Raw genomic sequence first — 19,269 nt, 5'->3', positions numbered from 1 at the left:
GGTGGCCGAACAGACCGAGCCCATACCCACTCCGCTCCGGAAGTCACATGTTCGTATCCACCGAGGTCCGGTTAGGTTCGGGGGTATGGAGAATCTGCTCCGCCCCCTGATCGTGGCCGGCGGCTCGGTCGTGCTCACCTTCGTGATCGCCTGGGCCGGCGACCGTCTGCTGTGCCAGGCCGACCGGCGGCACCCGGAGACCCCGCTGTGGGGACTGCTGCGCCGCGGCCGCGTCCCGTTCCAGCTCGTGCTGTGCGCGGCCTTCCTCAGAGGGTCGTACGACGCGGCCCGGGTCCTGGAGGACCACGAGATCGGCATCGGCCGGACCCTGACCCTGGTCCTGATCGGTGCGGCGGCATGGCTGGTGATCCGTATCGCCGCCGCGGTCGTGGAGACGTCGTACTCGCGCTACGCCCGTACCCATCGCGATCCGGCGCGGGTGCGCCGGGTGCGGACCCAGGTGACGCTGATCGTGCGAGTGGTGTCCGCGGTCGTCGGGGTGGTCGCCGCCGCGGCGATGCTGCTGACGTTCCCCGCGATGCGCGCGGCGGGCGCCTCGCTGCTGGCGTCGGCGGGCATCCTCGGCATCGTCGCCGGTGTGGCCGCCCAGTCGACGCTGGGGAACCTGTTCGCCGGGCTGCAGATCGCCTTCGGTGACATGGTGCGCATCGGCGACACGGTCGTGGTGGACGGCGAGTGGGGCACGGTCGAGGAGATCACCCTGACCTTCCTGACCGTGCGCACCTGGGACGAGCGCCGGATCACGATGCCCGTCTCGTACTTCACGTCCAAGCCGTTCGAGAACTGGTCGCGCGGTGGCGCGGAGATGACCGGCACCGTCTTCTGGCATCTCGACCACTCGGCACCGATCGACCTGATGCGCGAGCGGCTCGGCGACATCCTGCGCCAGTGCCCGGCCTGGGACGGCCGCGCCTGCAACCTGTCCGTCACGGACAGCACGCCGAACACCATGCAGGTGCGGGCGCTGGTGACGGCCAAGGACGCGGACGACCTGTGGACGGTACGGGTGGCGGTCCGTGAGGCGATGGTGCGCTGGCTGGCCGACCACCATCCGTACGCCCTGCCCCGCGTCAACACCGCGGACGCCGCCGTACCGCCGCCCCGCAACGGTCACGGGCCCGCCCGCGAGGGGCGCCGCCCCGCACCGGACAACAACCGCGCGAACGGCAACGGCTCGGACAGCAACGGCTCGGCGCCCGACGGCGCGGGACCGCGCCGCGCCCACGGCACGCCACGCCACTGACGCGCCGGGCGGGACGGCCGGAAACCATGCCCGGGCGCCCGCCTGGATGCCCGATCCGCGAGGGATGCCGGAGGCCCGGCGGGGAGAGCGCCCGGCAGCGGTGCGTACGGCCGTACGGCGACGAGCCACCGGCCTCCGTCCCGCGCGGATCACCGCAGGCTTCGTACGTCCAGGTGGCGCAGCACCCGGTCCACGATCTCCGGGTCGGCCCCCGGCTCGCTGCGCGCCGCCAGCACCTCGTGCCGTGCGGCGCTCAGCATCTCCCCGTGGATCCGCCGCACCCGCCTGATGCGCCGGACCCGGTTCACGTGCGCCTCGCGCCGTTCGTCCTCGGCGATGTCCGGGCTGATGCGCAGCCCGATGTCGAAGGCCCGCCGCTGCATCTGCTCGCTGATGTCCTCCGGGAGTTCCTCCGCCTCGCCGATCTCCTTCAGCCGCCCTTTCGCCGCCTTCGCCGCCCGCACCGCGAGCTGCTTCTCGAACTCCTTCTCCCGTTCCGAGTCGGCCCGCACGCCCAGCCGCTTCACCAGCCACGGCAGCGTCAGCCCCTGGATCAGCAGGGTCGACATGATGACCCCGAACGCGACGAACACGATCTCGTCCCGGTTGGGGAAGGCGCCCCCGTCGTCGGTGTGCAGCGGGATGGCCAGCGCCAGCGCGGCCGAGGCGACGCCGCGCATCCCCGCCCACCACATGACGACGGTCTCGCGCCGGCTCATCGGGATGTCCTCGTCGTGGTCGCGCCGGGCGTGCAGCCGCTGCGCCAGCCAGGTCGCCGGCAGCAGCCACAGCAGCCGTACCAGGACCACCACCACGACGATCGTGCCCGCCCAGCCGAGGAGTTCGCCCCACCGTCCGGACGCCGTGCGGATCGCGATGTGCAGTTCGAGGCCGATCAGCCCGAACGCGACGCCGGTGACGAGGGTGTCGACGACGTCCCAGAAGGTGTGCCCGGCGAGCCGTGTCATCACGTCGTCGGCGTCGTGGGCGTACTCGGTCAGGAACAGGGCGGTGGTGAGCACGGCGAGCACCCCGGAGCCGTGCAGTTCCTCGGCCAGTACGTAGGAGGCGTACGGCACGAGCAGGCTCAGGCCGATCTGCAGGGTGGCGTCGCCGAGCATGTTCATCAGCTTGTTGGCGCCCCAGCCCAGTGCGAGCCCGAGCGCGACGGCGACGACGGCGGACAGCACCAGGTCGAGCCCGGCGTTCCAGGGGGAGAACGTCCCGCTGACGGCCGCGGCGATCGCCACGTGGTAGAGGACGATGGCGGTCACGTCGTTGAACAGCCCCTCGCCCTCCAGGATGGACACCAGGCGGCGCGGCAGGCCGAGCCGGGCGGCGACGGCGGTCGCGGCGACCGGGTCGGGGGGCGCGACCAGCGCGCCGAGGGCCACGGCCGCGGCGAGCGGCAGCCCCGGCACGATCGCGCCCGCGACGGCGGCCACGGCGACGGTGGTGACGAAGACGAGCGCCACCGCCAGCAGGAAGATCGGCCGTTTGTTGATCGTGAACTGTCGCCACGACGTCCGCCGCACGGCCGCGTACAGCAGGGGCGGCAGCAGCAGCGGCAGGATCAGTTCGGGCGGGATCTCGACGTTCGGCACGAAGCCGGGCAGCGCGAGCCCGACCCCGAGGACCGTCATCAGTACCGGCGACGGCAGGCCCAGCCGCTCCCCGACCGGGACGCTCACCAGGGCCCCCAGCAACAGCACGAACAGCAGGGTCAACTGATCCACGGTCAGCGCTCCGGGGTGCGACGTCACACGGGTGTCCCCCACCCTGCCACGGCGCCCCGCGGCGGGCGGGTCCGGCACCACCGAGGACGGGCACGGGCCAGGAGGACGGCCCGGCACCCTCGATGTCGGCAGTGGTGCCGCCGGCGATCATTCACCGCCCATGCGGTCCCGGCGACGGCGCGCCCTCCGGGGGTGCGGGTCGGACGGGTCATGCGGGCGAGGCGCAGGACCGTACGGCTAGAGCGAACGCCGCATCGCCCGGTGAGGCAGACCGGCGCCCTGGAACTCCGGCCCGTACGCCTCGTATCCGAGCCGCTCGTAGAAGCCGAGGGCACGCGTCTGCGCGTGCAGGTCGACGGCTCTCAGGCCCCGGGCGCGTGCCGCTTCCTCGATGCCGTGCACCAGCGCGGCCCCGACGCCGAGTCCGCGCGCGTCCCGCGTCACGGCCAGTCGCCCCAGGGAGCCCACCTCCGGATCCCCGCCGTTTCTCGCGGCGGCCGCCTCGCCGTGCAGCAGCCTGCCGGTGCCGAGCGGTACGCCGTCGTCCCGGACGGCCAGCACGTGCACGGCGCGGGCGTCGTACGCGTCGTACTCGACGTCCTCCGGCACTCCCAGCTCGCCGACGAAGACCTCCTTGCGCACCGCGAAGCACGCCTCACGGTCGGCCGGGTCCTCGGCGGCACGCACCGCGTACGGCGGCAGGCTCATGCGTAGGTCTCCTCGCGGACCTGCTCCAGGGCCTTCTGCAGGTCCTCGGGATAGTCGCTGGCGTACTCCACCCACTGCCCGTCGCCGGGGTGCTCGAAGCCGAGCCGGACGGCGTGCAGCCACTGGCGGGTCAGGCCGAGCCGCCTGGCAAGGGTGGGGTCGGCGCCGTAGGTCAGGTCGCCGACACAGGGGTGTCGGTGGGCGGCCATGTGGACGCGGATCTGGTGGGTGCGGCCGGTCTCCAGCTTCACGTCCAGCAGGGAGGCGGCGCGGAAGGCCTCGACCAGGTCGTAGTGCGTGACGGAGGGCTTGCCCTCGGCGGTGACCGCCCACTTGTAGTCGTGCTGCGGGTGGCGGCCGATGGGGGCGTCGATCGTGCCGCTCGTCGGGTCGGGGTGGCCCTGCACGAGCGTGTGGTACCGCTTGTCGACCGTGCGCTCCTTGAACTGACGCTTCAGCGACGTGTACGCGCGCTCGGACTTGGCGACGGCCATCAGACCGGACGTGCCGACGTCGAGGCGGTGCACGATGCCCTGGCGCTCCGCGGCGCCGGACGTCGAGATGCGGTACCCGGCGGCGGCGAGCCCGCCGATGACGGTCGGCCCGGTCCAGCCCGGCGACGGGTGCGCGGCGACTCCGACCGGCTTGACGATCACGACGACGTCCTCGTCGTCGTGCACGATCTCCATGCCCTCGACCGGCTCGGCCACCACCTGCACCGGCGCGGGCGCCTGCGGCATCTCGACCTCGAGCCAGGCGCCGCCGTGCACGCGCTCCGACTTGCCGACCACCGACCCGTCGACCGTGACCTTCCCCGCGGCGGCGAGCTCGGCCGCCTTCGTCCGGGAGAAGCCGAGCATGCGGGAGATGGCGGCGTCGACGCGCTCGCCCTCCAGGCCGTCGGGCACGGGCAGGGTACGGATCTCGGGAATCGTGCTCACCCGTCGAGTATGCCGGACCCGTCCGACCCTCCCGACCGGGCCTGTGGACAAAGGGGTCGTTCAGCCCTGGCGGACGGCACGGTTCCTGTGGACAGAGCCGTTCCCGGGGGGAAAACGGCCGTCGCGCGGGCTCGCCGTCCGTGGCCGGGACCGGTCCCGGCAGGACCGGGCCCGGCGGACGGACCGGTCCCGGCGGGCGGACGGGTCCCGGCGGGCGGCTCAGTCCTTGTGGACGGTGCCGTCCGGGTCCAGACCGCGGAACGACAGCAGCACGATCAGGATGCCGCCGCACACGATCGCCGAGTCGGCCAGGTTGAACACCGCGAAGTGCTTGGGCGCGATGAAGTCGACCACCGCGCCCTCGAAGACGCCCGGCGAACGGAAGATCCGGTCGGTGAGGTTGCCCAGCGCGCCGCCGAGCAGCAGCCCGAGCGCGATCGCCCACGGCGTGCTGTACAGCTTGCGCGCCAGCCGGGCGATCACCACGATCACGACGGCCGCGATCACCGTGAAGATCACGGTGAAGGCCTCGCCGAAGCCGAAGGCCGCGCCCGCGTTGCGCACGGCCTCGAACTTCAGCCAGTCCCCCACGACCTCGACGGGCTCGTGGTGCTCCAGCTCGGCCACCACGAGCATCTTGCTGATCAGGTCGAGGGCGTACGCGACCACGGCGATCGTGAACAGCACGGCGATACGGCGCCTGCCCCGGGGCCGCTCGGCCTCCGGCACCGCCCCGTCGGCGCCGGGCCCGCCGGCCGGGCCCGCGGGCGGCTCGTAACCGGACCGCTCGCCGGGCGACGCGTCCCCTTCGGGCCGGTCCTGCCGCGCCCGTGCCGCGTCCGGGGTGCCCGGCGTACCGATGATGCGCTCCGCCTCTGCCACGTGAGTCCTTCGACCTAGGTACCTGACTGAGCACGAGGGTACGGCACGCCCCCGCGCCGCCCCGATCAGTACCGGCGTTCCTGTTTCTGCTTGCACTCCACGCACAGGGTGGCCCGCGGAAACGCCTGCATACGGGCCTTCCCGATGGGGTTGCCGCAGTTCTCGCACAGGCCGTACGTGCCGGCCTCCAGCCGCTGCAGGGCGTGCCCGGTCTGGGTCAGCATCTCGCGCGCGTTGGCGGTGAGCGCCAGTTCGTGCTCGCGCGTGATGTTCTTGGTGCCGGTGTCCGCCTGGTCGTCGCCCGCGCCGTCCCCGGAGTCCCGCATCAGGCCCGCCAGGGACCGCTCGGACTCGCTGATCTCGGTCTCCAGCCGCTGCTGCTCCGACTGCAGCCCCGCGCGGGCCTCCGCGACCTCCTCGGGGGTCCAGGGATCCTCGCCGGGACGCACCGCGAGGTCGCCGGGCTCGGTCGCGGCCACCCGGGCCTTGGGAACGGCCGTCTTCGCCGCCGTGGCCGTGCCAGGAGTCTTCTTCGCAACCACCGTCGTGGCTCCCGTCTGCTCCGCGGCCTGCGCCGCTCCCACTTCCTTGGCTGTGCTCTTCCCGGCGGCCGGTTTCCCGGCAGCCGCTTCCCCGCTCCCACCCGCTACGGCCTTCTTGGCGGCCGCCTTCCTCGCCACGGCCTTCTTCGCAGCCGTCCTCCCACCGGATGTCTTCCCGGCGACCGCCTCCCCGGCAACCGGCTTCCCGGCCGTCGCCCTGCCGGCCGGAGCCTTCTTCGCGGCGACCTCCTTCCCGGCGGCCTTCCTGCCGGTTCCCCTCTTCGCCACGGGCTTCTTCGCGACGGCCTTCTCAGCCGTGGCCTTCCTCACCCCGGCCTTCTTGGCCGCGGCCTCCTCGGCGGGCGCGCCGGGTACCTCGGGTGCCCCGGATGTCTCCGCCGCCTCGGGCACGTCGGACGCCCCCGGTGCGCCGGGCACCGCGACCGCCTTCTCCCCACCCGCCGCCTTCGTCCCCCCGCTCGCCTCTCTCACCCTCCCGGTCACCGCCTTCCGGACGGCGGCCTTCACCCGCGTCGCCGCGCCGCCCGCCGGGGCCTCCGAGCCTCCCTGTGCGCTCTTCTTCGCCACCATGGCCGCGGCCCCTTCACATATAGTGATCTTGCTCGCGAATCGTGCTGGGACGATAAATCGACTTGAGTCCCGCGACAACGGGGCGCACCGCCCGATTCGCCCACCTCGCGGATCGCACGCGGCGAGCATGCATCCGTTGTGCCCAGCTCCCCGCCGGGTAATCCGCCGGGCCGGACCTCCCGGCATACGCACACGTACAGTGTGGCATTCGATCCATATAGGGCCATATGCCACCCCGTCCATGAGGCCGGGAAATCCGGTCGGCCGCTGTCCGTGCGGCGCCGTACACTGGGCGGAGCGAGAAGCGTGGATGGGGACGAGTAGCGGCGTACGCAGCCCAGAGCGACCCGGGGACGGTGTGAGCCCGGGGGCGAGCGCGACGTGAAGATCACCCCGGAGCCGCCGGAAGAAAGCCCAGCGGGCGAGTAGAACCGGCTTCGCGACCCCAATGAGGGGGCTCACCGCCGCACCACGCGCGGGGGGCCAAGGAGGGTGGTACCGCGGGAGCGCGCCGCAGGCGCAGTCGTCGAAGACAAGCTCTCGTCCCTCCGACGGAAGGCAGCACGTCCGCCGGAGGAAGCTCGTTGAATACGCAGCCGCAGTACCGCCAGGTGCCCGCCCAGGTCGACCTCTCCGCGCTCGAGCACGCGGTGCTCGACTTCTGGCGCGAGCAGAAGATCTTCGCCAAGAGCCTGGAGCAGTCCGAGGGCCGCCCCGAGTGGGTGTTCTACGAGGGCCCGCCCACGGCCAACGGCATGCCGGGCGCCCACCACATCGAGGCCCGCGTCTTCAAGGACGTCTTCCCCCGTTTCCGCACCATGCGCGGCTACCACGTGGCCCGCAAGGCCGGCTGGGACTGTCACGGCCTCCCGGTGGAGCTCGCCGTCGAGAAGGAGCTGGGCTTCTCGGGCAAGAAGGACATCGAGGCATTCGGCATCGCCGACTTCAACGCCAAGTGCCGCGAGTCCGTGCTCCGCCACACCGGCGCCTTCACCGAGCTGACGACCCGCATGGGCTACTGGGTCGACCTCGACGACGCGTACGTGACCATGGAGCCCGAGTACATCGAGTCGGTCTGGTGGTCACTGAAGGAGATCTTCACCAAGGGCCTGCTGGTCCAGGACCACCGCGTCGCCCCCTGGTGCCCCCGCTGCGGCACGGGCCTGTCGGACCACGAGCTGGCGCAGGGCTACGAGACGGTCGTCGACCCGTCCGTCTACGTCCGCTTCCCGCTGACCTCCGGCCCGCTCGCCGGCGAGGCCGCGCTCCTGGTGTGGACGACGACGCCCTGGACGCTGGTGTCCAACACCGCGGTCGCCGCGCATCCCGACGTCACGTACGTCGTCGCGACGAACGGCGAGGAGAAGGTGGTCGTCGCCGAGCCGCTGGCCGGCAAGGCGCTGGGTGAGGGCTGGGAGTCCACCGGGCAGAGCTTCACGGGCACGGAGATGGAGCGCTGGACGTATCGGCGCCCCTTCGAACTGGTCGAGTTCACCGAGCCCGCGCACTATGTGGTGAACGCGGAGTACGTCACGACCGAGGACGGTACGGGTCTGGTCCACCAGTCCCCCGCCTTCGGTGAGGACGACCTCAAGGTATGCCGGTCGTACGGCCTGCCGGTCGTCAATCCGGTCCGCCCCGACGGCACGTTCGAGGAGGACGTCCCGCTCGTCGGCGGCGTCTTCTTCAAGAAGGCCGACGAGAAGCTCACGGCCGACCTCGACGAGCGCGGCCTGCTCTTCAGGCACATCCCGTACGAGCACAGCTACCCGCACTGCTGGCGCTGCCACACGGCGCTGCTGTACTACGCGCAGCCGTCCTGGTACATCCGCACCACGGCCGTCAAGGACCGCCTCCTCGAGGAGAACGAGAAGACCAACTGGTTCCCGGACACCGTCAAGCACGGCCGGTTCGGCGACTGGCTGAACAACAACATCGACTGGGCGTTGTCCCGCAACCGCTACTGGGGCACCCCCCTGCCGATCTGGCGCTGCGAGGACGACCACCTCACCTGCGTCGGCTCCCTCACCGAGCTGACCGCCCTGACGGGCACCGACCAGTCGGGCCTCGACCCGCACCGCCCCTTCATCGACGAGGTCACCTTCGGCTGCCCGCAGGACGGCTGCGGCAAGACCGCCACGCGCGTGCCGGAAGTCATCGACGCCTGGTACGACTCGGGTTCGATGCCGTTCGCGCAGTGGGGCTACCCGTACAAGAACAAGGACCTGTTCGAGTCCCGCTACCCGGCCCAGTTCATCTCCGAGGCCATCGACCAGACCCGCGGCTGGTTCTACACGCTGATGGCGATCGGCACCCTGGTCTTCGACAAGTCGTCCTACGAGAACGTCGTGTGCCTGGGTCACATCCTCGCCGAGGACGGCCGCAAGATGTCCAAGCACCTGGGCAACATCCTGCAACCGATCCCGCTCATGGACCAGCACGGCGCCGACGCGGTCCGCTGGTTCATGGCGGCAGGCGGCTCCCCGTGGGCGGCCCGCCGCGTCGGCCACGGCACCATCCAGGAAGTCGTCCGCAAGACGCTCCTCACGTACTGGAACACGGTCGCCTTCCAGGCCCTGTACGCCCGTACGTCGGGCTGGGCACCCGGCGCGGCCGACCCGGCACCGGCCGACCGCCCGCTGCTGGACCGCTGGCTGCTGTCCGAACTGCACGCGCTCACCGACCAGGTGACCCAGTCCCTGGAGGGATACGACACCCAGCGCGCGGGCAAGCTGCTGTCCGCGTTCGTCGACGACCTCTCCAACTGGTACGTGCGCCGCTCCCGGCGCCGCTTCTGGCAGGGTGACAGGGCCGCGCTGCGCACCCTGCACGAGGTGCTGGAGACGGTGACGAAGCTGATGGCGCCGATCACCCCGTTCATCACCGAGCGGGTGTGGCAGGACCTGGTGGTACCGGTCGGCCCGGACGCCCCGGAGTCGGTGCACCTGGCGTCCTGGCCCGAGGCGGACCTGACCGCCATCGACCCGGAGCTGTCGAAGCAGATGATGCTCGTACGCCGTCTCGTGGAGCTCGGCCGTGCCACCCGCGCGGAGTCGGGCGTCAAGACCCGCCAGCCGCTGAAGCGCGCGCTGATCGCGGCGGCGGGCTTCGACACCCTGGACCGCGAACTGCACGCACAGATCACCGAGGAGCTGAACGTCGAGTCTCTGGCGTCCCTCTCCGAGGTGGGCGGCTCCCTGGTCGACACGACGGCCAAGGCCAACTTCCGCGCGCTCGGCAAGCGGTTCGGCAAGCGCGTCCAGGACGTGGCCAAGGCCGTCGCGAACGCCGACGCCGCCGCTCTGTCCCTCGCCCTGCGCGAGGGCACGGCGTCGGTGGAGGTCGACGGCGAGACCGTCACCCTTGCCCCGGACGAGGTGATCATCACCGAGACCCCGCGCGAGGGCTGGTCGGTGGCCTCCGACTCGGGCGCCACGGTCGCGCTCGACCTGGAGATCACGGAGGAGCTGCGCCGCGCGGGCCTCGCCCGTGACGCGATCCGCCTGATCCAGGAGGCCCGCAAGAACAGCGGCCTCGACGTCGCCGACCGCATCGCGCTGCGCTGGACGGCGACGGACCCGGCCACCACCGACGCCCTGACCGAGCACGCGCCGCTGATCTCCGACGAGGTCCTCGCCACGGACTACGCCCGGGGTGAGGCGGACGACACCTTCGGCGAGCCGTTCACCGACGACGGCCTGTCCCTCACGTTCCGCCTGCGCAAGGCGTAACAGCGACACCCGAAGGCCCGGCCCCGCCCCAAAAATTCTGGCGGGCCCGGGCCTTCGGCGTTGTGTACACCGGACAGATGCCCAGCGCCTCGAACACGTACCCGGCAGCCTGCGGGCCCCTCGGGCAGCCGCCCCACCTACCGGGCAGTCCTCGCACACACGCAGCACGAAGGCGGGGCCCCGGACCGAAAGATCCGGGGCCCCGCCCTGAACGCTGCCGACGCCTACGGCGTACTCCTGCCCGTCAGTTGTCGTCCTCGTCGATGAGGAACCCACGCATCGGGGAGGGAGCCTGTCCCATCGGGCCCGGGCCCTGCGGCCGGACCGGAGCCATCGGCTGGGTCATGGCAGGAGACATCTGCTGCTGACCGCCGTAGGAGGGACCACCGGCCGGGCCGGGGTTGCCGCCCATCGTCTGGTTGCCGCCGCCGTACGACGGGGCGCTCGCGCCGGCCGGGGCCATGGAAGGCGCCGGGGACGGCGGGAGGGACGCCGCGGCGGGCTGGCGCGGCGGGGCGAGCGAGTCGTCCGCCTGGGTCTCCAGCTGACGCAGCTGCGACTCCAGGTAGGACTTCAGCCGCGTGCGGTACTCGCGCTCGAAGCCACGCAGATCCTCGACCTTGCGCTCCAGCGTGGCGCGGGCGGACTCCAGGGAGCCCATCGCGACGCGGTGCTTCTCCTGCGCGTCCCGCTCCAGGGCGTCGGCCTTGGCACGGGCGTCACGCTCGAGACCCTCGGCACGCGAACGCGCCTCGCCGACGATCTTGTTGGCCTCGGAACGGGCCTCGGCGATCGCCTGGTCGGCGGTCTGCTGGGCCAGCGACAGGACGCGCGCGGCGCTGTCGCCACCGGGGCCGCCCTGCCCGTGGCCGGGCATACCGGGACCGCCCATGGGACCGCCCATCGGGCCACCGGGGCCCATCTGCCCCTGCATCGGGCCGTGACCCTGGCCCATCGGCCCGGGGCCCTGACCCATCGGCCCGGGGCCCTGACCCATCGGGCCGGGACCCTGCGGGCCCTGTCCGCCGGGGCCGGCGGGCAGCTGCGGCGCACCGCTCGGCAGCTGGGGCGGGCCACCCATGGGGCCACCCATCTGCTGCTGCGGCGGGCCCGATATGCCGGCGGGTACCGGAGCGCCGGGACCTCGCATGCCCTGCTGCTGCTGCTGCTGTTGCTGTTGCTGCTGTTGCTGCTGGTCCTGCTCCGGCGGCCCCTTGCGCATGTTCTGCTGGTTCTGGGCAGCAGCGCGCGTGGCGGCGGCCAGCTTGGCGCGCAGGTCCTCGTTCTCGCGGAGCAGGCGCGTCAGTTCGGCTTCGACCTCGTCGAGGAAGGCATCGACCTCGTCCTCGTCATAGCCTTCTCGGAGGCGAACGGTCGTGAACTGCTTGTTCCGCACGTCCTCGGGGGTCAACGGCATCTCTTCACCTCAACGTAGTCGTCGGCATTCGGCAAGACGGTAGGTCACATCGCTCACAGCCGGCTCACGATCGAGATCAGGATGTAGACGATGATCATCAGTACGAAGAAGGACAGGTCGAGCGCCACGCCCCCGAGACGCAACGGCGGGATGACCCGCCGCAGAAGCTTGAGCGGTGGATCAGTGACAGTGTAGGTGGCCTCCAGAACGACCACCGTCGCCTTGCCGGGTTGCCACGAGCGGGCGAACTGGAAGACGTAGTCCATGACCAACCGGAAGATCAGCACGATGAGAAAGCACATCAGCGCGATGTAAACGACATCCAAGACCACGCTCATGACTCGTGCTTCCCTCTCCCCTGCCTGCGTACTTCCAAAGTACTTCTACCGGTCGTGCGTCTCAGCTCTGGTTGAAGAACCCGCCCTCTGCGATGCGGGCCTTGTCCTCCGCCGTGACATCGACGTTAGCAGGAGACAACAGGAACACCTTCTGCGTCACCCGCTCGATACTGCCGTGAAGACCAAACACCAAACCGGCCGCAAAGTCGACAAGTCGCTTCGCGTCCGTGTCATCCATCTCGGTGAGATTCATGATCACCGGTGTGCCCTCACGGAAGTGTTCCCCGATGGTACGGGCCTCGTTGTACGTCCGGGGATGCAACGTGGTGATCCGGTAAGGCTCTCGTTCGGACACGACCTTGGGCATGATCACCGGCGCGTTCTTCTCCAGGGACTGACGTTCTTGTGTGATGGACGCCACGGGCGCGATGCGCGCCGGGCGACTGGATTCCGCGGCCGGCGAAGCGGACTGGGCCACCGGTTCGCGCGGCGTCGGAGGATGCACCACTCGCACCGATTCGTCCCTTTGGGACTGATGTGCACCGTGCAACTGGTGCGACGGCTCGCGCCGCCGGTGATCCCGCTCGGGCTCGGGGTCCAGTTCGGGTTCGAAATCGTCGTCGGGATCGAATCCCCGGCCGTCGTACCCATCGTCCTCCACGAGGCCGAGATAGACCGCCATCTTGCGCATCGCGCCGGCCATGCTCTGAGTCCTCCGCTCTGTGGTGGATCGGCTGACGACTGCCAGGTGCCCGCGATCCACGAGGTCGTTTTGACCGCCTTTCGGCGGATAATGACCATATTTTCTGCTGTGGTCCGACTTCTTGGCGACGTTACCCGAGCCTGGGGCGGACTCCGAGTACCGCAGTGCCGACGCGCACATGTGTCGCTCCGGCCGCCACGGCCTGTTCGAGGTCCGCACTCATCCCTGCCGAGACCATGTTCGCAGTCGGATGCGCCCGGCGCAGGTGGGTCGACAAATCCATCAACCGATCGAACGCGGCCCGCCCGCGCCCCGCGTACTCGCCGGCCAGCGGAGCCACGGTCATCAGACCGTCGAGCCGCAACCCCGGCGAACCGGCGACCAGCTCGGCCAACTCCGCGATTCCCCCCGGAGCCACGCCACCGCGATCGCCGCGCGCACCCTCCCCGGCGTCCAGAGCGACCTGGACGAGGCACCCCACCTCGCGCCCGGCCCGCACCGCTTCCTTGGACAAGGTTGTGACAAGCCTGGAACGATCGACCGACTGCACGACATCGGCGTAACCGACCACGGATCGCACCTTGTTGGTCTGCAGCTGACCCACGAAGTGCCACGCGAGGGGCAGATCCGAACAGGCGGCGGCCTTGGGCGCCGCGTCCTGGTCCCGGTTCTCGGCGACGTGACGCACACCGAGTTCCGACAGGATCCGCACATCGCTCGCCGGGTAGGTCTTGGTGACCACGATCAGGGTCACGTCCTCCCGCTTGCGGCCAGCGGCCCCGCACGCGGCGGCGATGCGCTCCTCCACTGTCGCCAGGTTCCCGGCGAGTTCGTCCCTACGGTCCGTCATGCCCATCAGTCCAGCCAGACATAGCCGGCGAGCCGCCCCGTAGTGCGGTCCCGGCGATACGAGAAGTGGTCGCCCGATTCCAGGGTGCACACCGGCGAACGCTCCCGGTCGTGCACGCCGAGCCGGTCGAGCTGCGCGTGCACTCCGGCGCTCACGTCGACGGCCGGTGTGCCCCAGGTGGTCTCGGAGTGCGCCGCCGGTTCCCGGGCGGCGACCTCGGCGCGCATGTCCTTCGGCACCTCGTAGCACCGGCCGCAGACGGCGGGCCCGGTGCGGGCGACGATGCGGGCGGGCTCGGCGCCGAGTTCCGTCATGGCCCGTACGGCGGCGGGGACGACACCCGCGACCAGGCCCGGCCGGCCCGCGTGGGCCGCGGCGACGACACCTGCGACGGGGTCGGCGAGCAGTACGGGTACGCAGTCCGCGGTGAGGACGGCGAGGGCCAGGCCGCGGCGGGCGGTCACGACCCCGTCGACCTCGGGCACGGGCTCCGCCCCCCACGGCTCCTCGATCACGGCGACGTCGTTGCCGTGCACCTGGTTCATCCAGACCACGTGGGCCGGGTCCATCCCGAGGGACGTGGCCACGAGCTCGCGGTTGGTGCGTACGGCGTCGGGGTCGTCGCCGACCGCGCCGCCGAGGTTGAGCTCCTCGTACGGAACGGCGCTCACCCCGCCCCACCGGTCGGTGAAGGCGAAGTGCGCGCCGTTCGCGGTGTCGCGCTGTCCTATCACTTCAGGAAGTCCGGCACGTCCAGTTCCTCGGCCGCGCTGTCCGAGTAGGTGCGCGGCGCGGGCGGGGCGGGCTGGGCGACCGGGATGTCGCGCACCGGCTCGGGCCGGGGCTCCGGGTCCTCCTTCGGCGTGACGCTGCCGAGGGAGCCGAAGGACGGGCGGCTGTCGTGCTGCTGCCGCGCCGGGCCGGTGTCCTCGCGCTTGGCCGAGGACGAGCCGAGGACGTTGTCCCGCTTGTTGGGCGGCTGACCGCCGTCGAAGCCGGCCGCGATCACGGTGACCCTGACCTCGTCGCCGAGCGCGTCGTCGATGACCGCGCCGAAGATGATGTTGGCCTCGGGGTGGGCGGCCTCGCTCACCAGCTGGGCTGCCTCGTTGATCTCGAACAGTCCGAGGTCGGAGCCGCCGGAGATGGAGAGCAGCACGCCCCGGGCGCCGTCGATGGACGCCTCCAGCAGCGGGGAGGAGATCGCCATCTCGGCCGCGGCCACCGCGCGGTCGTCGCCGCGGGCCGAGCCGATGCCCATGAGCGCCGAACCCGCCTCGGACATGACCGACTTGACGTCGGCGAAGTCGAGGTTGATGAGGCCGGGCGTGGTGATGAGGTCGGTGATGCCCTGCACACCGGAGAGCAGGACCTGGTCGGCCGACTTGAACGCGTCGAGCACCGAGACCTGGCGGTCCGAGATGGACAGCAGCCGGTCGTTCGGGATGACGATGAGGGTGTCGACCTCTTCGCGGAGTTCGGCGATGCCGTCCTCGGCCTGGTTGGCCCGGCGCCGTCCCTCGAAGGTGAAGGGCCGGGTGACCACGCCGATGGTGAGGGCGCCGAGCGAGCGGGCGATGTTGGCCACGACGGGCGCGCCGCCTGTGCCGGTGCCGCCGCCTTCACCGGCTGTCACGAAGACCATGTCGGCCCCCTTGAGGACCTCCTCGATCTCCTCGCGGTGGTCCTCGGCGGCCTTGCGGCCGACGGCCGGGTTGGCTCCGGCGCCGAGTCCGCGGGTGAGTTCGCGGCCGACGTCGAGCTTGACGTCGGCGTCGCTCATCAACAGCGCCTGCGCGTCGGTGTTGATGGCGATGAACTCGACGCCCTTGAGACCGACCTCGATCATCCGGTTGATGGCATTGACACCACCGCCGCCGACACCGATGACTTTGATGACTGCGAGGTAGTTCTGCGGTGCTGCCACGTCGAAGGCCTCTCGCCTCGAGTTACGTGTCGTCGGATCACCGTAACGCGCCGCGCTCCGCGATCCGACGACTGATGCCGAATGGGACGGTCCGTATCGCCGACCCGAACCCTAACGCTGAAGTTTAGGGTTACCAATGTGTCTGTTGCTGGGCTTCGTCTGACCCTTCCGAACAGGACACTAAGTCGACAAGCGGCGCCCGTTCAACGAACACGCCGAACCTCCCGTTTTTCTTTTCACCCTATGTGATCAGGCACTGTGACACCCAACCAGGGTCCTGGCCTGCACGGATGAGCGTCAACTTCCTGATGACGCGGGGGCGGTGGGAGCACTGACATCGAAGCGTCCGGCGCCGGGGGTCGCTTTCATCAGGGCCGTGAGCGTGCGAGACTTCGCCCCGCCCTGCTCGCTGCTGCCCCAGGCGACGGTGCGTCCGCCGGACAGTTCGAGCGCGATGTCGTCGTAGGAGCGCACGGTGACGCGCTCGGTCTGACGGGCGACGGCGGGCGGCAGGTCACCGGCGACCCGCACCGCCTCCCGCACCAGCCGGGCCGCGTCGAAGCGGCGCAGGCTCGCGGCGGCCGAACCGGAGCGGGCGGGTCTCAGTTCCAGCAGCGGCACACCCTTCGGCGCCTGAGAAACCGTGGCGAAACGGACACCACCGTCATCCACTTCCACGAACGTCCCGGCCTTCCGGACAAGGAGTACAGCCTTCCGCTCGGTCACTTTCAGCCTGATGTCGTGTGGCCAGGAACGCACCACGTCGACCGAGTCGATCCTCAGGAGTTTCTCCCGCAGCCGGGAGGCGACGGCGTCGGTGTCGACGGACACCAGCGGCTCCCCGACGGGCACGTCCGCCGCCTCCCGGACCTGAGCCTCCGTCAGCAGGACCGTGCCGGACACCGTCACGCGCTCGACGCGCAGCCAGGACGACCCGTAGAGCAGCCACAGCACCCCCGCCGACACCAGGACCAGGGCGAGGGCCGCTGCGGCGATCACGCGGAGGCGGCGCGTGCCGAGGCGCCGCACGACGGGCGGGCCGGACGACTCCTGCTGGCGTTCACCGCGCTCGGCGGTCGTCGTACCGGCCACGCTCCCTGCCTTCCGTCATACGGGTCTAGCGGTGTGCACGCGCGGCGATCGCCTCGTACACCATGCCGACGAGCAGGTCGTCGGCGTCCCGGCGGCCGAACTCGGCGGCGGCGCGGGACATCTCGTACAGCCGGTGCGGGTCTGCGAGCACGGGCAGCACGTTCTGCTGCACCCACTGCGGGGTGAGTTCCGCGTCGTCGACCAGCAGGCCGCCGCCGGCCTTGACCACCGGCTGGGCGTTCAGCCGCTGCTCGCCGTTGCCGATGGGCAGCGGGACGTAGGCGGCCGGGAGCCCGACGGCGGAGAGTTCGGCGACGGTCATCGCGCCCGCGCGGCAGAGCATCATGTCGGCCGCGGCGTACGCGAGGTCCATACGGTCCAGGTAACTTACCGGGATGTACGGCGGCATCCCCGGCATCTGGTGCACCTGCGGCAGTTCGTTCTTCGGGCCGACGGCGTGCAGGATCTGGAGCCCGGCCTGCTGGAGGTAGGGCGCGACCTGCTGGACGACCTCGTTCAGGCGGCGGGCGCCCTGCGAGCCGCCGGAGACCAGCAGCGTCGGCAGGTTCGGGTCGAGGCCGAACGCCGCGCGGGCCTCGGGGCGTACGGCCGCCCGGTCGAGGGTCGCGATGGAGTGGCGCAGCGGGATGCCGATGTAGCGCGAGTTCCGGAGCTTGCTGTCCGGAGTGGCGACGGCCACCTGGGAGGCGTAGCGCGAGCCGATCTTGTTGGCGAGACCGGGGCGGGCGTTGGCCTCGTGGATGACGATGGGCACGCCGAGGCGCTTGGCCGCGAGATAGCCGGGCAGCGCGACGTAGCCGCCGAAGCCGACGACGCAGTCGGCCTTGGTGCGCTCCAGGATCTGCTCGGCCGCCTTGATCGTGCCGCGCAGCCGGCCCGGGACGGTGATCAGCTCGGGGGTGGGCTTGCGCGGCAGCGGTACGGCCGGGATCAGCGCCAGCTCGTAGCCCCGCTCCGGGACGAGCCGGGTCTCCAGACCGCGCTCCGTGCCCAGGGCTGTGATCCCCACGGTCGGGTCCTGCCTGCGCAGGGCGTCCGCGAGGGCGAGCGCGGGCTCGATGTGGCCCGCGGTTCCTCCGCCGGCGAGTACGACATGCACCGAAATTCACCGCTCTCCGGACGAGCGTGCCGACGAGGCACGTCGTCTCATCGTGTTCCAACTGCGGGGACCCCGACTGGCCGCCGGGCCCCCGGCCCCCCGCTTTCTACCAAAGCGGGGTTGCCGCATCGCAAGCGCCGCCCGCGCAGCGGGCTCGTCACGCGCGAACGCGATGAGCAGCCCGATGGCGGACATGGTCGGCAGCAGGGCGGAACCCCCGTAGGAGAACAGCGGGAGGGGGACGCCGGCGATCGGCAGCAGGCCGAGCACCGCACCGATGTTGATCACGGCCTGGGCCGTGATCCAGGTGGTCACACCTCCCGCGGCGTACCTCACGAAGGGGTCCTCCGTGCGTCCGGCGACGCGGATACCCGCATAGCCTAGAGCCGCGAAGAGGGCGAGTACCGACAGCGTCCCCGCCAGACCCAGTTCCTCACCGGTGATCGCGAAGATGAAGTCGGTGTGCGCTTCGGGGAGTTGGCCCCATTTCTCGACGCTCGCGCCGAGTCCGGACCCGAAGAGTCCGCCGGAGGCCAGGGCGTAGATGCCGTGCACGGCCTGCCAGCAGGCGTCGCCGGGGCCCGGGTCGGAGGCGCCCAGGCAGGCGAGCCGGGCCATCCGGTTCTCGCTGGTCCTGATCAGGATGGCGCCGAGGAGCCCGGCGACGGCCAGGACGCCCGCGAACAGCCGGGTGGGCGCGCCCGCCAGCCACAGCAGGCCGAACAGGATCGCCGTGAGGATGATCGCCGTGCCCATGTCGCCGCCGAGCATGATCAGCCCGAGCAGCATGAAGGAGGCGGGCACGAGCGGCACCAGCATGTGCTTCCACTGCGTGAGCAGGTTCCTGTCCTGCTTGCGGGCGAGCAGGTCGGCGCCCCACAGGACGAGTGCGAGCTTGCCGAACTCGCTGGGCTGGATCTGGAAGGAGCCGCCGAGGGAGATCCAGTTCTGGTTGCCGTTGACCGACACCCCTACCCCCGGGACCTGCACCAGCGCCATCAGGAACACGGCGCCGGAGAGGAGCGGGTAGGCCAGCGCCCGGTGCAGCCTCACCGGCATCCGGCAGGCGGCGAACATCAGCCCGCCGCCGATGACGGCCGCCATGAGCTGCTTGCGGAAGAAGTACGAGCCGGACAGGGACATCTGCAGCGCGGTGATCTGGGAGGCCGAGTAGACCATCACCAGACCGAGCACGGTGATCAGCAGGCTGCCGCCGAGGATCAGGTAGTACGCGGTCAACGGCCGGTCCCAGGCGCGGCGGGCGCGCCGGTGGAGCCGGAGTACCGGGTTCTCACGCGGCAGGCGGCCGGCGACGGACCCCTTGCCGGCCCGCGGCGCGGGCGGACGCCGGGTACGGCTGCCGGGGGCATTGGGGCTACTGGGCATCGCGGCCTCCGCCGTCCGCCGGCCTGGACCGTCCCACGCGT

Annotated in this window: 16 protein-coding genes; 2 read left to right on the top strand and 14 right to left on the bottom strand. The window is 71.1% G+C overall.

Translation table 11 applies throughout. From position 1 onward, the window contains the following. Positions 1-85 precede the first annotated feature (85 nt). Positions 86-1,264: a mechanosensitive ion channel domain-containing protein gene (locus tag ABZ354_RS05005; protein ID WP_358653010.1), complete on the top strand. Its 1,179-nt coding sequence runs from the start codon at positions 86-88 to the stop codon at positions 1,262-1,264. A gap of 149 nt (positions 1,265-1,413) precedes the next feature. On the opposite strand, the gene ABZ354_RS05000 is transcribed toward ABZ354_RS05005, so the two are convergent. The 5 genes from ABZ354_RS05000 to ABZ354_RS04980 form a co-directional block, all read right to left on the bottom strand. Continuing rightward, on the bottom strand, positions 1,414-3,000 hold the full coding sequence (locus tag ABZ354_RS05000; RefSeq protein WP_358653008.1) for a Na+/H+ antiporter: 1,587 nt from the start codon (positions 2,998-3,000) through the stop codon (positions 1,414-1,416). Between the two features lie 237 nt (positions 3,001-3,237). Continuing rightward, positions 3,238-3,708 (bottom strand): GNAT family N-acetyltransferase, encoded by a 471-nt coding sequence (locus ABZ354_RS04995; protein WP_358653006.1) that lies wholly within the window; start codon positions 3,706-3,708, stop codon positions 3,238-3,240. Beyond that, on the bottom strand, positions 3,705-4,649 hold the full coding sequence (locus tag ABZ354_RS04990) for an RluA family pseudouridine synthase (protein WP_358653004.1): 945 nt from the start codon (positions 4,647-4,649) through the stop codon (positions 3,705-3,707). The genes ABZ354_RS04995 and ABZ354_RS04990 overlap by 4 nt, the downstream gene beginning before the upstream one ends. Before the next feature lie 219 nt (positions 4,650-4,868). Further along, entirely contained in the window at positions 4,869-5,531 is a 663-nt protein-coding gene (lspA, locus tag ABZ354_RS04985) for a signal peptidase II (RefSeq protein ID WP_358653002.1), read from the bottom strand. A gap of 65 nt (positions 5,532-5,596) precedes the next feature. Continuing rightward, on the bottom strand, positions 5,597-6,664 hold the full coding sequence (locus ABZ354_RS04980) for a TraR/DksA C4-type zinc finger protein (protein WP_358653000.1): 1,068 nt from the start codon (positions 6,662-6,664) through the stop codon (positions 5,597-5,599). A 584-nt stretch (positions 6,665-7,248) separates the two neighbouring features. On the opposite strand from ABZ354_RS04980, the gene ileS reads away from it, so the two are divergent. Next, positions 7,249-10,395, top strand: coding sequence for an isoleucine--tRNA ligase (ileS, locus tag ABZ354_RS04975; protein ID WP_358652998.1), 3,147 nt, complete (start codon positions 7,249-7,251; stop codon positions 10,393-10,395). Positions 10,396-10,639: 244 nt separating this feature from the next. Here the strand turns inward: ileS and ABZ354_RS04970 are convergent, their stop codons facing one another. From ABZ354_RS04970 to ftsW, 9 genes are all read right to left on the bottom strand, one after another. After that, on the bottom strand, positions 10,640-11,812 hold the full coding sequence (locus ABZ354_RS04970) for a DivIVA domain-containing protein (protein WP_358652996.1): 1,173 nt from the start codon (positions 11,810-11,812) through the stop codon (positions 10,640-10,642). A 53-nt stretch (positions 11,813-11,865) separates the two neighbouring features. After that, complete coding sequence (locus ABZ354_RS04965) at positions 11,866-12,150, bottom strand: YggT family protein (RefSeq protein WP_358652994.1); 285 nt, start codon at positions 12,148-12,150, stop codon at positions 11,866-11,868. A 61-nt stretch (positions 12,151-12,211) separates the two neighbouring features. Then, complete coding sequence (gene sepF, locus ABZ354_RS04960; protein ID WP_358652992.1) at positions 12,212-12,853, bottom strand: cell division protein SepF; 642 nt, start codon at positions 12,851-12,853, stop codon at positions 12,212-12,214. 130 nt (positions 12,854-12,983) lie between these two features. Next, the gene (locus ABZ354_RS04955) at positions 12,984-13,703 is read right to left on the bottom strand and encodes a YggS family pyridoxal phosphate-dependent enzyme (RefSeq protein ID WP_358652990.1); all 720 of its coding nucleotides are present in this window, start codon (positions 13,701-13,703) and stop codon (positions 12,984-12,986) included. A gap of 5 nt (positions 13,704-13,708) precedes the next feature. Further along, positions 13,709-14,437 carry a peptidoglycan editing factor PgeF gene (gene pgeF, locus ABZ354_RS04950; RefSeq protein ID WP_358652988.1) on the bottom strand — a complete coding sequence of 243 codons (729 nt, stop codon included), beginning with the start codon at positions 14,435-14,437 and terminating at the stop codon, positions 13,709-13,711. After that, on the bottom strand, positions 14,434-15,630 hold the full coding sequence (gene ftsZ / locus ABZ354_RS04945; RefSeq protein WP_358652986.1) for a cell division protein FtsZ: 1,197 nt from the start codon (positions 15,628-15,630) through the stop codon (positions 14,434-14,436). Before ftsZ ends, pgeF begins: the two co-directional genes overlap by 4 nt. 297 nt (positions 15,631-15,927) lie before the next feature. Then, on the bottom strand, positions 15,928-16,722 hold the full coding sequence (locus ABZ354_RS04940; protein WP_358652984.1) for an FtsQ-type POTRA domain-containing protein: 795 nt from the start codon (positions 16,720-16,722) through the stop codon (positions 15,928-15,930). 25 nt (positions 16,723-16,747) lie between these two features. Next, entirely contained in the window at positions 16,748-17,842 is a 1,095-nt protein-coding gene (gene murG / locus ABZ354_RS04935) for an undecaprenyldiphospho-muramoylpentapeptide beta-N-acetylglucosaminyltransferase (RefSeq protein WP_358652982.1), read from the bottom strand. Between the two features lie 6 nt (positions 17,843-17,848). Next, positions 17,849-19,228, bottom strand: coding sequence for a putative lipid II flippase FtsW (gene ftsW, locus ABZ354_RS04930; RefSeq protein WP_358652980.1), 1,380 nt, complete (start codon positions 19,226-19,228; stop codon positions 17,849-17,851). Positions 19,229-19,269 lie beyond the last annotated feature (41 nt).

The sequence above is a fragment of the Streptomyces sp. NPDC005925 genome (genome assembly GCF_040638805.1).
In the GTDB taxonomy this organism is placed as follows: Bacteria; Actinomycetota; Actinomycetes; order Streptomycetales; family Streptomycetaceae; genus Streptomyces.
Note: the sequence above shows the minus strand (reverse complement) of the source record. Positions and strands in the feature narration are given on the sequence as shown.

What these genes read in the sequence shown, in the direction of transcription:
- ABZ354_RS05005 (WP_358653010.1), top strand. Translation starts at nt 86, where the DNA reads ATGGAGAATCTGCTCCGCCCCCTGATCGTGGCCGGCGGCTCGGTCGTG.
- ABZ354_RS04995 (WP_358653006.1), bottom strand. Translation starts at nt 3,708, where the DNA reads ATGAGCCTGCCGCCGTACGCGGTGCGTGCCGCCGAGGACCCGGCCGAC.
- ABZ354_RS04955 (WP_358652990.1), bottom strand. Translation starts at nt 13,703, where the DNA reads ATGACGGACCGTAGGGACGAACTCGCCGGGAACCTGGCGACAGTGGAG.
- ABZ354_RS04980 (WP_358653000.1), bottom strand. Translation starts at nt 6,664, where the DNA reads ATGGTGGCGAAGAAGAGCGCACAGGGAGGCTCGGAGGCCCCGGCGGGC.
- ABZ354_RS04965 (WP_358652994.1), bottom strand. Translation starts at nt 12,150, where the DNA reads ATGAGCGTGGTCTTGGATGTCGTTTACATCGCGCTGATGTGCTTTCTC.
- ABZ354_RS04970 (WP_358652996.1), bottom strand. Translation starts at nt 11,812, where the DNA reads ATGCCGTTGACCCCCGAGGACGTGCGGAACAAGCAGTTCACGACCGTT.
- ftsW (WP_358652980.1), bottom strand. Translation starts at nt 19,228, where the DNA reads ATGCCCAGTAGCCCCAATGCCCCCGGCAGCCGTACCCGGCGTCCGCCC.
- sepF (WP_358652992.1), bottom strand. Translation starts at nt 12,853, where the DNA reads ATGGCCGGCGCGATGCGCAAGATGGCGGTCTATCTCGGCCTCGTGGAG.